The 12,449-nt window shown below is 65.3% G+C and carries 13 protein-coding genes; 5 read left to right on the forward strand and 8 right to left on the reverse strand.

Annotation, left to right across the window (positions count from 1 at the left end):
- Positions 1 to 189: 189 nt before the first annotated feature.
- Positions 190 to 1,803 (forward strand): glycoside hydrolase family 30 beta sandwich domain-containing protein, encoded by a 1,614-nt coding sequence (locus tag ASD22_RS02945; RefSeq protein WP_235577489.1) that lies wholly within the window; start codon positions 190 to 192, stop codon positions 1,801 to 1,803.
- Between the two features lie 6 nt (positions 1,804 to 1,809).
- On the opposite strand, the gene ASD22_RS02950 is transcribed toward ASD22_RS02945, so the two are convergent.
- Both ASD22_RS02950 and ASD22_RS02955 read right to left on the reverse strand, forming a co-directional pair.
- The gene (locus tag ASD22_RS02950) at positions 1,810 to 2,157 is read right to left on the reverse strand and encodes a RidA family protein (protein WP_056078696.1); all 348 of its coding nucleotides are present in this window, start codon (positions 2,155 to 2,157) and stop codon (positions 1,810 to 1,812) included.
- Positions 2,158 to 2,271: 114 nt separating this feature from the next.
- Positions 2,272 to 2,994 (reverse strand): pirin family protein, encoded by a 723-nt coding sequence (locus tag ASD22_RS02955; RefSeq protein WP_056078699.1) that lies wholly within the window; start codon positions 2,992 to 2,994, stop codon positions 2,272 to 2,274.
- Positions 2,995 to 3,179: 185 nt separating this feature from the next.
- Between ASD22_RS02955 and ASD22_RS02960 the strand changes: the two genes are divergently transcribed.
- Positions 3,180 to 4,052 carry a LysR family transcriptional regulator gene (locus ASD22_RS02960; protein ID WP_082520097.1) on the forward strand — a complete coding sequence of 291 codons (873 nt, stop codon included), beginning with the start codon at positions 3,180 to 3,182 and terminating at the stop codon, positions 4,050 to 4,052.
- 116 nt (positions 4,053 to 4,168) lie between these two features.
- On the forward strand, positions 4,169 to 4,408 hold the full coding sequence (locus ASD22_RS02965) for a hypothetical protein (RefSeq protein ID WP_056078704.1): 240 nt from the start codon (positions 4,169 to 4,171) through the stop codon (positions 4,406 to 4,408).
- 126 nt (positions 4,409 to 4,534) lie between these two features.
- On the opposite strand, the gene ASD22_RS02970 is transcribed toward ASD22_RS02965, so the two are convergent.
- From ASD22_RS02970 to ASD22_RS02985, 4 genes are all read right to left on the reverse strand, one after another.
- Positions 4,535 to 6,334, reverse strand: a complete 1,800-nt coding sequence (locus ASD22_RS02970; RefSeq protein ID WP_235577490.1) for a GGDEF domain-containing protein — start codon at positions 6,332 to 6,334, stop codon at positions 4,535 to 4,537.
- 64 nt (positions 6,335 to 6,398) lie between these two features.
- Positions 6,399 to 6,680 carry a hypothetical protein gene (locus ASD22_RS02975; RefSeq protein WP_056078706.1) on the reverse strand — a complete coding sequence of 94 codons (282 nt, stop codon included), beginning with the start codon at positions 6,678 to 6,680 and terminating at the stop codon, positions 6,399 to 6,401.
- Between the two features lie 65 nt (positions 6,681 to 6,745).
- A complete protein-coding gene (locus ASD22_RS02980; protein ID WP_056078710.1) occupies positions 6,746 to 7,570 on the reverse strand; it encodes an SAM-dependent methyltransferase in 825 nt (274 codons plus the stop codon).
- Positions 7,571 to 7,709: 139 nt separating this feature from the next.
- Positions 7,710 to 8,621, reverse strand: a complete 912-nt coding sequence (locus ASD22_RS02985; RefSeq protein ID WP_056078713.1) for a LysR family transcriptional regulator — start codon at positions 8,619 to 8,621, stop codon at positions 7,710 to 7,712.
- A gap of 108 nt (positions 8,622 to 8,729) precedes the next feature.
- Here ASD22_RS02985 and ASD22_RS02990 point away from each other — a divergent pair, with 108 nt between their 5' ends.
- Complete coding sequence (locus tag ASD22_RS02990; RefSeq protein ID WP_056080857.1) at positions 8,730 to 9,707, forward strand: MBL fold metallo-hydrolase; 978 nt, start codon at positions 8,730 to 8,732, stop codon at positions 9,705 to 9,707.
- A 53-nt stretch (positions 9,708 to 9,760) separates the two neighbouring features.
- On the opposite strand, the gene ASD22_RS02995 is transcribed toward ASD22_RS02990, so the two are convergent.
- Positions 9,761 to 10,603, reverse strand: coding sequence for an MnmC family methyltransferase (locus ASD22_RS02995; protein WP_056078715.1), 843 nt, complete (start codon positions 10,601 to 10,603; stop codon positions 9,761 to 9,763).
- Between the two features lie 305 nt (positions 10,604 to 10,908).
- Between ASD22_RS02995 and ASD22_RS03000 the strand changes: the two genes are divergently transcribed.
- Positions 10,909 to 12,228 carry an MATE family efflux transporter gene (locus ASD22_RS03000; protein WP_056078718.1) on the forward strand — a complete coding sequence of 440 codons (1,320 nt, stop codon included), beginning with the start codon at positions 10,909 to 10,911 and terminating at the stop codon, positions 12,226 to 12,228.
- Positions 12,229 to 12,276: 48 nt separating this feature from the next.
- On the opposite strand, the gene ASD22_RS16900 is transcribed toward ASD22_RS03000, so the two are convergent.
- On the reverse strand, positions 12,277 to 12,429 hold the full coding sequence (locus ASD22_RS16900; protein ID WP_200946311.1) for a hypothetical protein: 153 nt from the start codon (positions 12,427 to 12,429) through the stop codon (positions 12,277 to 12,279).
- Between the last annotated feature and the right edge of the window lie 20 nt (positions 12,430 to 12,449).

The raw sequence follows: 12,449 nt of genomic DNA on the forward strand, positions 1-12,449 counted from the left end.
CGGGCTTGCACGCGAGTTCTTGATGGGTCGAAATGAGAGTCCCCCACGATCGGTGCCCGCCGCGGTGGTTTGACCGTCGCGGGTGCCGCAGAGCAGATGGATGCCATGTACGGCGAAACCATGAATCGATGATGGCCGGTGTGGCGGCGTTGCGCCGATCGGCCATGGGCGGGGGCGAGCGCGCTGGCCATGGATGAAAACCAGGGGGTGGGGCGCTGGACGCCGTTCCTGTCGGTGATCCTGCTGACGCTGCTGGCCATGTTGGCGCTGCATTGGCCGCGTCCGCCGCTGTTCGCGAACATCCAGGCCGGCGTGCTGCAGCCGGCCGGTGTCATGGTGCACGTGTGGGTGAGTACGGCCGACCGCCGTTTGCGCCTGGCGCGGCAGCTCGATGTCATGGCCGTCGAAGGCGACGCCAAAACGGCGCCGGCCGACGTGATCGTCGACCCCAGCCGCAAGTACCAGACGATGGTCGGGTTCGGCGCGGCGCTGACCGATTCGTCGGCCTGGCTGCTCCGGAACGCGATGAGCGCATCGCAGCGGGCCGCCTTGTTGCGGGAGCTGTTCGGGCCGCCGCCGGGGCTCAACTTCCGCATGCTGCGCATCACCATCGGCGCTTCCGATTTCTCGCTGCAACACTACACCCTGGACGACATGCCCGCTGGCGAGATCGACCCCGGCTTGCAGCACTTCAACGTGGTCCCGAACCAGGCCTACCTGATCCCGGCGCTGCAGGAAATCATGGCGGTCCGGCCCGACGCGCAGATCATCGCCTCGCCGTGGAGCGCGCCGGCGTGGATGAAGAGCAGCGCCAACGTGATCGGCGGCGCGTTGCTGGAAGAGTACGAGCCGGTTTACGCGGATTATCTGGTGCGCTTCGTCGACGCCTTCCAGGGCTACGGCATCCCCATTTTCGCGCTGACGGTGCAGAACGAGCCGGCGTTCCTGCCGCTGACGTATCCGGGGATGGAGTTGTCCGCCGCCGCGCGTGCACGCCTCATCGGCCAGTACCTTGGCCCCGCACTGGCGCGTCGGAAAAATGCGCCGGTGATTCTCGGCTGGGATCACAACTGGGATACGCCCGGCGAGTCCCTCAGCGTGCTGGCTGACCCCGACGCCAGGCGCCACATGGCCGGCATCGCCTGGCATTGCTATCGCGGCAACCCCAGCGCGCAATCCACCGTGCATGACGCCTACCCGCAAATGGACGCCTATCTCACCGAATGTTCGGGCGGCGACTGGCCCTCGGCCCGCAACGGCGAGTTGCTGTTGTTCGCACGCAACATCGTGATGGAGAGCGTGCGCAACTGGGCGCGTGGCGTCGTCTACTGGAACCTGGCGCTGGATGAGAACCATGGCCCGCACGCTGGCGGCTGCGACGAATGCAAGGGCGTGGTCACCATTGATTCGGCCTCCGGCGCGGTCAGCCGCAATGACGAGTACTACGCGTTCGGTCATTTCAGCCGGTTCGTGCTGCCCGGCGCCGCCCGCGTGAAGTCGGGCAACACCAATGCCGGCATCCACGAGCTGGCGTTCCAGAATCTGGACGATGGCTCGGTGGTGCTGGTGGCGGTCAACGGCAATACAAAGGTCAACCATCTGACCGTCAGCCAGGGAGCGCTGCACTTCGCCTATGACATGCCGCCAAGCAGCGTGGCGACCTTTGTTTGGCCGCCCGCCACCGAAGGCGCCGCGGCATCGGCGCCTTCGGCAGATCAACTCGCCAGGCATGTGAGGTCGGCGGTTCTTCGGGCACGGCAGTGGTGGCGGCAACTGCAGGTCACGCCACCGGCCCGGCGTTAGGGTCGATCAGGGAATCGCGGCCGTAACCACGATCTCGACCTTCCAGCCGGGGCTGGCGAGCTGCGCCTGTACGGTGGCGCGCGCAGGCGTGGCGCCTTGCGGTACCCAGCGACCCCAGGCTTCGTTCATGCCAGCGAAATCGGCCATGTCGGCCAGGAAGATTTCCGCCCGCAGGATGTGGCGCTTGTCGGTCTTGGCTTGCGCCAGCAGGGCGTCGATGGAGGCAAGCACCTGTTCGGTCTGGCCGACGATGTCGGCGCCGGCGTCTTCGGCCACCTGGCCGGCGAGGTATGCCACGCCGTTGTGGATGGTCATTTCGGACATGCGCGGGCCGGTATCGAAACGCTGGATCATGGGGCGGTTTCCTGTGGAGTGGTCGCGCATTGTCACCGGATTGCGTTGCCGGTAGAAGCTCGACGGCAGCCATCGCCGGATGGCCGGTTTGGCCATCCGGCGCGTCGCCGTGCATCACGGCATCTGCGGCAGCTCCTGCGGGCGCAGGTCGAACACCAGCACCTCGGCGTTCCCGCCGTTGCCCAGTTGCAGCGTGCGCGGGTTGCGCAAACGCACACCGTCGCCCGCTTCCAGCTTCACGCCGTTGAGCTCGATGCTGCCGCGGGCCACATGCACGTAGGCATGACGGTTGTCGTCCAGCGTGAGCGTGGCGCTTTCATCGGCGTCGAACAGGCCGGCGTAAACGGAGGCGTCCTGCTGGATGCGCAGCGACCCGTCGCGGCCATCCGGCGAAATGATCAGGCGCAACTGGCCGCGCTTGTCGGCCTCTGCGAAGTGGCGCTGTTGGTACACCGGTTCGCCGCCGGCTTTTGCCGGTGCGATCCAGATCTGCAGGAAATGCACGCCCTCATCGTCGGACCCGTTGAACTCGCTGTGGGTCACGCCGCTGCCTGCGCTCATCAACTGCACGTCGCCGGGCTTGATCACCGAGCCGGTGCCCATGCTGTCGCTGTGCGCCAGCGCACCTTCCAGCACGTAGGAAAAGATCTCCATGTCGCGGTGCGGGTGTTTGCCGAAGCCCTGGCCCGGCGCCACGCGATCCTCGTTGATCACGCGCAGGTCGGAAAAGCCCATCTGCGCGCGATCCATGTAGCTGGCGAACGAGAACGTGTGGCGCGAGCTCAACCAGCCGTGTTCCGCCACGCCGCGGTCGGAAGCCTTGCGTACTTGCATCATGGTGCTCTCCTCGTTGATGGGTGGCAGCGTGGGTCGCCCGCTTTGGCGTGTCACGCGATCAAGTGCGGAAGCGGGCGGTTGCTGCGTCTGGAGTGCGATATTAGAGTCGCCATCCGGTTCAATAAAGATGATGAAGTGCTTAATACTGTCAACTTGAGGGCGACAATTTGAACCAGCTTGAGGACATGCGGATCTTTGTGGAGACCGTCGATGCGCAAAGCTTCACGGCGGCAGCGGACCGGCTGGGGCTATCCAAGCAGTTCGTCAGCAAGCGGGTTGCGGCGCTGGAGAAGCGGCTGGGCGCGCGCTTGCTGGTGCGTTCCACCCGGCAGCTGCGCGTTACCGATCTGGGCCTGGCCTACCACGAGCGCGCCCAGCGCATCCTGGATGAGGTGGATGCCGCCGAGCAGTTGATCACCAGCCAGACCGCGGCGCCGCGCGGGCTGTTGCGGCTGAGCGCGCCGATGACGTTCGCCACGCTGCACCTGGGGGCGGTGATCCCCGCGTTCATGCAGCGCCACCCCGAGGTGGTAATCGAGCTGGAGCTCAACGACCGCGCGGTCGACCTGATCGGCGAGGGCTACGACATGGCCGTGCGCATCGGCACGCTGGCCGACTCCAGCCTGGTTGCGCGTCGCATCGCCGCGGTGCAACTGATCACCTGCGCCAGCCCCGGGTACCTGCGCCGTCACGGCACGCCATCGGCACCCGGCGAACTGGCGTCGCATGCCTGCCTGACCTACGGGCGTGCGCGTCGTGGTGAATGGACGTTCCGCGTGGAGGGGCGCATCCGCAAGGTTTCCGTGAGCGGGCCGATGCGCGCCAACAACGGCGAGATGTTGCGCGACGCAGCGATGGCCGGCCTGGGCATTGTCAGCCTGCCGGATTTCATCGTGGCCGCTGCATTGGCCGATCGCCGGCTGGTGCCCGTGCTGGATAAATTTCGGCCCGAAGGCATCAACGTTCATGTGGTTTACCCGCAGCATCGCCAATCCTCGCTGCTGGTGCGTGCCTTCAGCGATTTCCTGGCGGAGCGTTTCAGTGCCACGGGTGCGTGACATGGCAGGACGGCGATGGAGGCGTTCGCCGGGCGGTTGATCCTGGTCAGGGGAAGGCGCGGGGAATTTCCGCATCATGGCGAGCCATTGAACGGCCACCCCTTACGGAGCAGACCATGCAATACCAGCTGTCCACCTGTCATCACGACGCCGCCGCCTTCACCGCCGCGCTGCGCCCGCTCGACCCCAATGTGCAGATTGCCCTGGATGCCCCGCGCGGCCGCCTGGAAGTCCTGGCCAACGCCACCGGCAACCAGGTGCTGGACGTGTTGCGCACCATGGATTGCGACGCCGTGCCGCTGGAAACCGAAGTGCATATCAGCGGTGGCAGCACCTGCTGCGGCAGTTGCGGCTGATTCCAATTGCCCGCCGTCCTGTAGGAGCGGCTTCAGCCGCGACGCTCCCGTCCCAGAGCCAGGGCGTCGCGACCGAAGTCGCTCCTGCATGGCGGTGCGGGTCGACCCGGTGCGCCAGATTCGCCTTCACTCGAATTCCGCAACGCCCCTCGAGGTCGCGCCGCTGCGCAACGACGGGCCCGGCGCAGGCGTGCTCTCATTGAACAGGTCGCCCGTGCCCGCATGCGCAACGACACGATTGCGGCCACTGCCCTTGGCGCGATAAAGCGCCATATCCGCTTCCATGCACAACCGCTGCAAGTCGTGGCCGGACACTTCGGTGGACGCCAGGCCGACGCTGGCGGAAATCGTTATCACGCAGTCGTCGTGTCCCATCGGTGTGGCGCCGATCGCAACCCGGATGCGGTTGGCGATGTCCATGCCCAGATGGCGGGAACATCCGGCAAGCAGGATGCCAAATTCCTCGCCGCCCAGACGGCCAAACAGATCGGCGGGCCGAAGCTCCTGCTGGCAGATCGCCACCGTCTGCTTCAACACGGCATCACCCATGGCGTGGCCATGCGTATCGTTGACCTGCTTGAAGTAATCGAGGTCGATGAAAATCAGGCAGGCGTGTTCCGTCTTCTTCTTCATCGCCTGCAACAGGCGGGCCGCTTCGCCGATGAAATGCTGGTGGTTGAAGATGCCGGTGAGGCCGTCGTGATGCGACAGCCGCTTGAAGCGCAGTTGCGAACGCTTCAGGCGATAGAGCCAGGAGGCGATGGATGCGACCAGCAACAGCAGTAGCAGAATGTAGAGCCGGCTGGTTTCCACCGCCTTGGCATCCAGCGCCTGCTGCAGCCGCAGCACCGCGTTCTGCTTGCTGAGCCTCTCGGTTTCCAGCTTCCCGGTCAGCAGGTGCTGCTGCACGGTCTGATAAGCCAGCGCGCGGGCGCTGACGTCATCGAGGTAGCCCTTGTCCTGCAGCGCGTAACGCTCGAAATACGACAAGGTAGCGGCGGTGTCGCCGAGCTTCTTCTCCGCCTTGTAAAGCACCTCGTAAATGTCCCTGTTTGCCTCGCTGATTTCATTCGGATTATTGAGCGACAGTGCCGTCAGAGCCGCAGTACGGGCCCCGGCAAGGCGCCCCAACGCGAACAGGGCTTTTGCCCGAAATATGGCGGCCGACTCCATGTGGGCGTAGAACCCGTTGCTCTTGATACCTGGCTCGATTCGGTCGAGGAAGGCGAGAGCCTTCGAGGGCCGCTTCTCCCGCAGGTACGCCTCCACCATGACCAGATGCAGCGTCTCGACGTAGACCGGCTGCCCCGCCGCCCTGCATGTCTCGATGGCTTGATGAAACTCCGGGCTGGACGAAGTGAGCTGGGGGCTGTCGTATCGGATGGTGATCTGCAGCGTGCGAGGAGAGCAGAGGGTCTCGCCGGGGGGAAGCTTGCCTTCAACCATTCGTGCGTATTTCAACGCCAGGTCGCGCTTGTCGGCCAACAGCATCGATTGCGACAGATTGATCAGGACTTGAAAGCGCGCAAGCGGATCCTTGATGTTGGGGAGGTCGGTCGCCAGGCGCTCGGCCAGGGCAAAGGCTTCCTCGTACCGGCGGGTGAAGCCCAGCCCAAGCAGGCGCATTGCTGAAGCTCTGGCGGCCAAGGTGGCATCGCCGGAGTGCTCAGCGACGGCGCGCAGTTGCACGTCGGCCTTGGTGTAGTCGCCCTGGTACCCGGTTTGCCACGCATCGAGATAACGCAGGTGCCATTGCTCGGCAGGGCTGAGGCGAGGCGCTTCGCGGTGGAGCTGCGCCAGCATGCGCATGAATCGCGGGTGATCGCTGGTGCGTGCGTTGTCGGTTTGCGCAAGGAACGCTGCGGGATCGGGTATCGCTGTGCTGGCCCGGGTCGTTCCGACGATCACGCAGATGGCCAGGCCCACGCAGGCGGGCCATGAGCGATAGCGGATCGGCAGAGGAGGCATGGGTATGCGTTGTCCGCGTGCGTCAGGGGTTGCCCTGGTCGGGAATGGGAACCGATGGCGGCTCATGGTCGCCGGGTTCGGTTTCATCCTCCTCGTGCCCGGGCGTATGCGTGACCTGGGGTTGCTTCATCGGCCTGTGCCCGATTTCCGCGTAGAGCGCCGCCCCATCGCCGGATGATGCCGCGGTTGTGAGCGCCTCGGATGCGCCCAGCTGTTGCAGCCGGCCCACCAGCTCGTGCCTCCGCGCATGTCGCAGTGATGCATCGCCGCCAATGGTTGCCAGAAGTTCGATCGTGTTCGACATGTCTCCCCCTGCTTTCGATATTGCCGGGCATCAGCCTCGAATGCATCGTGCGGCGATATCCCGCATCACGCCATGATGGTTTCCCGATCCAGCGCCGCCAGCTGCTCACGCATGGCGAGATAGGGTTTGAGCGGCGCGGCGGGTGGCAGCACCACGGTGTGTTCTGTTGTCAGGTCGGCGGTCGGCAGATCACGCAACGCGATGCGGCGCATTTCCGGCGCCTGAATCGGCAAGGTCGCGGCACGATAAATGATCACTTCGTGATCCAGCGGATAGTCCCGCCTCAGCAGATCCACCAGCACCTGTCGGTAGGCTGAGCCAGTGGAAAATCGCGTCAACGACAAATCGCCTACCAGCCCGACCTGCCACAGCACCAGATAGCCGGTGGGATCGATTCTGCGCTCGTAGAAAAGCAGTTGGCTCGCTTCGAAATGTTGGCATCCGAAACGACCAGGGTCGATGCCCAGGTCGGCATAGAGACAATCCTCGGCGGAAATGCCAGGCTCCATGTGCGCCTCGAAGCCTTCGGCGCGGGCCACCTCGATGACCTTGTGCGGCGACCAGGCGAAGATGCCGGGGTGGCCGTAGAACACGCCGCAGACCCGCTTGCCTGCACGCAGCTCGATCATCATCAACTCGACCCATTGCCGATAGGTCTGCATTCGTGATTTGCCTTCCCCGTAATACGGCTGAAGGCTGCGTACGTCGGCATGCATCCGTTGCAGCCACATTTCCACGGCACCATCGGAAAGCCCCGCAAACACCACATCGGCTTGTGCGATATGGCTGCGTGCCAACGGCGTGAGATGGGAGCCCAGCGTCATGCCCATGCCGACGCACGCCAGACTGCCGCGTCGGGACCCGATCGATGGCGGGTGGGTGGTGATCATCGCTGGATAATAGGACAGTCGAAGCCGAACCGAAGGCCGGATGCGCTTGCGACAACGGCTTGCGATCGGTGCATGGCTCGACCTCCGAACGACGTCATTCCAGCTAGGCGGTGGCTGATCAGCCATGTGGTGCCGGCGATCAGAAGCCATCCCAGTATGGCGGCTCACCAAATGAATTCTTTAGGTGATCGATGAAAAGCTTCGCCTTCGCCGCGTGCGAACGGCCGGGCATGCGCACGGCGTGAATCGCTGATCGGGCCATCTTCGACGGCGTGGGTCGATCGGGAAACAGCACCACCAGTTTCCCGGCACGAACCAGATCCCCCACCAGCCAACTGGCCAGGTGAACGATGCCAATGCCGGCGACGGCGGCGCCCAGCAAGGCTTCGGCGTCGTCGGTGCGCAACGACCCACGCACGGGAAGCGCGGCTTCCCGGTTGATGCCGGAAAAGCACCACCACTCGGGCGGCGGCGTGGAGGCGAAGGTGAGGCAGTTGTGCTCCAGCAGTTGCTCGGGCGTGGCGGGATGACCGCGGCGGGCAAGGTATTCGGGGCTTGCGCAGACCATGCGCCGGGACGGTGCCAGTCGCGTGGCGACCAAGTCGCTGTCGGGCAACGTGCCCATGCGGACGGCCACGTCGACGCGCTGGGTCAGCAGGTCCACGCGCTGGTCGCTGAGGTGCAGGTCGATCTCGATCGCCGGGTAGCGCTTCAGGAACCCGGTCATCGCTGGAATGACGTGCAGCCGGCCGAACGCGGCGGGCGCCGTTACCGTCAACAGGCCGCGCGGGTCGGCCTGCAGATCCGCCAGGCTGTGCCGGGCGTCATCCATTTCCGAAACGATGTGGCGGGCGCGCGGCAGAAACTGCTCGCCGGCATCCGTCAGCACCAGTGCGCGCGAATGCCGCGCCAGCAGCTTCGTGCCCAGCTCGGTTTCCAGCGTGCCGATCTTGCGGGTGATCGAGGACACGGCCACGTCGCGGCGCTTCGCCACGGCGGTGAAGCTGCGTTCGGTGGCCACGTCGATAAAGGTTCTGATGGCGTCGAGCATGGTGCCCCGTGTTGCTGAAAATGCAAACCTCCCTTGCACATTTACTGATTGTAGTGAAATACGCAAATGCCCAACATGGCGCCACCTTCAACCACCAAGGCGAAAACCATGCGTACCCACCTCCGCGGCAACATCCTCCGCGCCACCACCGCAGCCATCCTGCTGGGCCTCACGGCGTCCAGCGCCCTCGCCGCGGCGCCGATGGCCCAGACATCGGCGCCGGGCTATTACCGCTTCATGCTGGGCAATTTCGAGGTCACCGCGCTCAGCGACGGCACGGTGGATCTGCCGGTGGATCAATTGCTGCAGGAGCCGGCCGCGAAAACGGTGGCTGCGCTGAACCACGCCTTCCAGAAGACGCCGCAGGAAACCTCGGACAACGCCTACCTGATCAATACCGGCAAGCGCCTGATCCTGATCGATACCGGCGCCGGCGACCTGTTCGGGCCCACGCTCGGCAAGCTGATGGGCAACCTGAAAGCGTCCGGTTATACCGCTGCGGAGGTCGACGACATTCTGCTGACCCACATGCATCCGGACCACATCGGCGGCCTGGCGAAGAACAGCGTGATCCAGTTTCCCAACGCCATCGTCCATGCGGAGCGTGACGAGGGGAATTACTGGTTGAGCGAGACGAACCTGGCCAAGGCACCAGACGCCTCGAAGGCCTTCTTCAAGGACGCCATGGCCGAGGTCGATCCGTATGTGAAGGCCGGGAAATTCCGGCCGTTCAAGGGCGACGTGGCGTTGCTGCCGGGTGTCAGCTCGTACACCAGCTTCGGGCACACGGCGGGACACACCTCGTACATGATCGAAAGCCAGGGGAAGAAGCTGTTGGTGATGGGCGACCTCATTCACGTCCCCGCCGTCCAGCTCGATCATCCGAACGTGACCATCTCCTTCGACAGCGACCCGAAGGAAGCGGCGGCGTCGCGCATCCGCGTATTCAATGCGATGGCGAAGGACAGGACGCTGGTCGCCGGTGCGCACATCCCGTTCCCCGGCGTTGGCCATCTGCGCAAGGCCGGCACGTCCTATCAGTGGGTGCCGGTCAACTTCAGCCGGATGCGTCCGAACGGGGACTGAGCATCTTCGGGAGTCGGAGTCGAAAAGCAGCGGTTCATCGCTGCTTTTCGCTTTCAGCGGCGCACCGCCAGCACGCCGTCCAGCGCCAGTTGCGCCTTGAAGCCGGCTTTCTCCAGCCGCTTCTCCACTTCGCGCGGTACGTCGCGGCCGCTGGTGAGTTTGTTCGGGCTGCCGGTGTAGTGGAACAGCCGCCCGCCGTGACGCAGCACGCGGGCGAGCTGGTCGTAGAACGCCTGCGAGTAGAGTTCGCCCGCGATGCCGAAGCGCGGTGGGTCGTGCAGCACCGCGTCGACCGAGGCATCGGCGAACTGCGCGATCGCCTGCGATACATCGGCATGCGCCAGCAGCAGGCGGCCGGCGCTGGTATCGGCGTCCGGGTCGGGCGACCACGGGTTCAGCGTGCGCAGCCACAGCACGTCGGCGTTCTTCTCGAACGAATGGATACGCGCCACGCCGGCTTCCAGGCAGCAGGCCGCGAAGTAGCCGAGGCCACCGCAGGTATCGAGCACGACCTTGCCGGCGGGCTCGACCAGGGCCACCTTGCGGCGCGCGTCCTCGAACGGCGACTCCTTCGACGTGGGCAGCATCTTGATGCCGTCGATCTCGAACGTGGGTGCACCCCATTCAGTGGGCACCAGTTTGATCAGCGAACCGGCAAAGCGTGCCACCGGCGCGTAATCGTCACCATCGCGGTAGTAGATGGTGCGGTCTTTCAGCTTGCCGGGGTAGGGATGAAGCTGCCCGCGCCACTCCCAGCCTTGCGCCGACAACCGGGCGTGGTCGCGGGTGAAACCCAGCGTCAGCGAGCCCTGCCACTCGTCTGAGCCCGCGTCGCGCGCCGCGCATAGCGCTTCGGCGACGGGGCGCGTGAGCAGTGGGCCGGAATAATGCGGCACGTGGGGTGATCTCCTTGGTTATCGGGGGCGCGCAGGGCGCCGACAGGATAGCGTGGAGTGGGGCGGGCTGCTGGTTCATTGCACGCTTGGGGGAAGATCAAAAGCGGACCCCTTCCCAGCCCTCCCCTGCGAGCAGGGGAGGGAGCTGAGCGTGCGGCTTCCGGCGAAAGGGAAGTTGAAGAGGGGGCGGGCTTGGAGATCATTTCCACGCCCACCCACGCAGTGGAAAGTGCGGGCCTGTACGATGGCCCGCTGTCGATTCTGCCGGCCAGGCCCAGCCCATCAACGTTTTCACCCGTCAACCGATGGATCGCGAGATCCTGCGCCTGGCGCTGCCGGCGTTCGGTGCGCTGGTGGCCGAGCCGCTGTTTCTGCTGGCGGATTCGGCCATGGTCGGGCACCTGGGCGAGGAGCCGCTGGCGGGTCTGGGGCTGGCCGGCGCGATCCTTCAGACGATCATCGGGCTGATGGTTTTCCTGGCCTACAACACCACGCCGGCGGTGGCTCGCTGGCTGGGTGCGGGGGATGGTCGTCGTGCCGTGGCGGTAGGTATCGATGGGCTGTGGTTTGCGCTGGGCCTCGGTATCGTCCTGGCCGGCGCGGGCTGGGTGGCGACCCCGGCGCTGGTGGCGGCGTTCGGTGCGAATGCCGCGGTATCCACGGCGGCGGTCACTTATCTGGGCATATCGATGGCGGGTATTCCGGCCATGCTGCTGGTGTTCGCGGCCAGCGGTTTGCTTCGCGGCCTGCAGGACACCCGCACGCCGCTGGTCGTGGCGGGTGTCGGCTTTGCCGTCAATATCGTGCTCAATTTCTGGTTCATTTACGGCCTGGGACAGGGCATCGCCGGTTCCGCGGTCGGTTCGATCGTGGCGCAATGGCTGATGGTGGCGGCTTATCTTGTGGTGGTGAGTAGCCACGCGAGGCGCGAGGGCGCCAGTCTTTGGCCGCGACGCGCCGGCATGCTGCTGGGCGCGACCGCGGGCGGCTGGCTTTTCCTGCGCACGCTGACGATGCGCATCGCGATGGTGCTTGCGGTCTATGTGGCGACTGGGCTGGGTTCGCCGCAACTGGCGGCCTTCCAGATCGTGATGACGTTGTTCGCCACGCTGGCGTTCGCGCTGGATGCGTTGGCGATTGCCGCCCAAGCGCTGGTCGGCCGCCATCTTGGGGCAGGCGACCGCGCCAGTGTGAAGGCCGTGCTGCGCCGATGCCTGGAGTGGGGTGTGCTGGCGGGCCTGTTGTCCGGCGCGCTGGTGGTGATCGGCAATGGGGTGCTGGGTCGCCTGTTCACCAGCGCAGCCAGCGTGCAGGCGCTGCTGCCGCCCAGCCTGGTCATGCTCGGCCTTTCGGTTCCCATCGGCGCCGTGGTGTGGGTGCTGGATGGCGTGCTGATCGGCGCGGGCGACCTTCGCTATCTTGCCGTGGCCGGGGTGATCAATCTGGCGGTCTTCGTGCCGCTGGCCGTCGCCATTCTCGTCATCGCGCCGGTGGGGATGGCAGGGCTTGGCTGGCTCACCGCCGCCTTTGTCTTCGGCTTTCTGGGGGCGCGCTTCGCCACGCTCGGCTGGCGCGTCCGGCATGATCGGTGGATGGTTGTGGGGCCTGATCGATCACGCCGCTAGGCGGCGGAGTTTGTCCACGGCCGGCAACCCTGCCATGGATTCAGTGAATCAGCCTTCGTCGGGCGAAGTCTTGTTCTCGGCATCGACGGCGGCTTTTTCCGCTTCGCGCGCCTGGCGCTTGCGCGCATCCTTCTCTTCCTGCTGCTTTTTCTTGGCGAGCTCGCGCTGTCGCTTTTCGAATGAATAATTGGGCTTTGCCAAGAGGTATGTCTCCGTTGGAA

The organism is Rhodanobacter sp. Root480, assembly GCF_001426645.1.
GTDB lineage: Bacteria > Pseudomonadota > Gammaproteobacteria > Xanthomonadales > Rhodanobacteraceae > Rhodanobacter > Rhodanobacter ginsenosidimutans.

Excerpts from the sequence above, each read along its gene's own strand:
- ASD22_RS02945 (WP_235577489.1), top strand. The coding sequence starts at position 190 with ATGGATGAAAACCAGGGGGTGGGGCGCTGGACGCCGTTCCTGTCGGTG.
- ASD22_RS02950 (WP_056078696.1), bottom strand. The coding sequence starts at position 2,157 with ATGATCCAGCGTTTCGATACCGGCCCGCGCATGTCCGAAATGACCATC.
- ASD22_RS02955 (WP_056078699.1), bottom strand. The coding sequence starts at position 2,994 with ATGATGCAAGTACGCAAGGCTTCCGACCGCGGCGTGGCGGAACACGGC.
- ASD22_RS02960 (WP_082520097.1), top strand. The coding sequence starts at position 3,180 with ATGCGGATCTTTGTGGAGACCGTCGATGCGCAAAGCTTCACGGCGGCA.
- ASD22_RS02965 (WP_056078704.1), top strand. The coding sequence starts at position 4,169 with ATGCAATACCAGCTGTCCACCTGTCATCACGACGCCGCCGCCTTCACC.
- ASD22_RS02975 (WP_056078706.1), bottom strand. The coding sequence starts at position 6,680 with ATGTCGAACACGATCGAACTTCTGGCAACCATTGGCGGCGATGCATCA.
- ASD22_RS02980 (WP_056078710.1), bottom strand. The coding sequence starts at position 7,570 with ATGATCACCACCCACCCGCCATCGATCGGGTCCCGACGCGGCAGTCTG.
- ASD22_RS02985 (WP_056078713.1), bottom strand. The coding sequence starts at position 8,621 with ATGCTCGACGCCATCAGAACCTTTATCGACGTGGCCACCGAACGCAGC.
- ASD22_RS02990 (WP_056080857.1), top strand. The coding sequence starts at position 8,730 with ATGCGTACCCACCTCCGCGGCAACATCCTCCGCGCCACCACCGCAGCC.
- ASD22_RS03000 (WP_056078718.1), top strand. The coding sequence starts at position 10,909 with ATGGATCGCGAGATCCTGCGCCTGGCGCTGCCGGCGTTCGGTGCGCTG.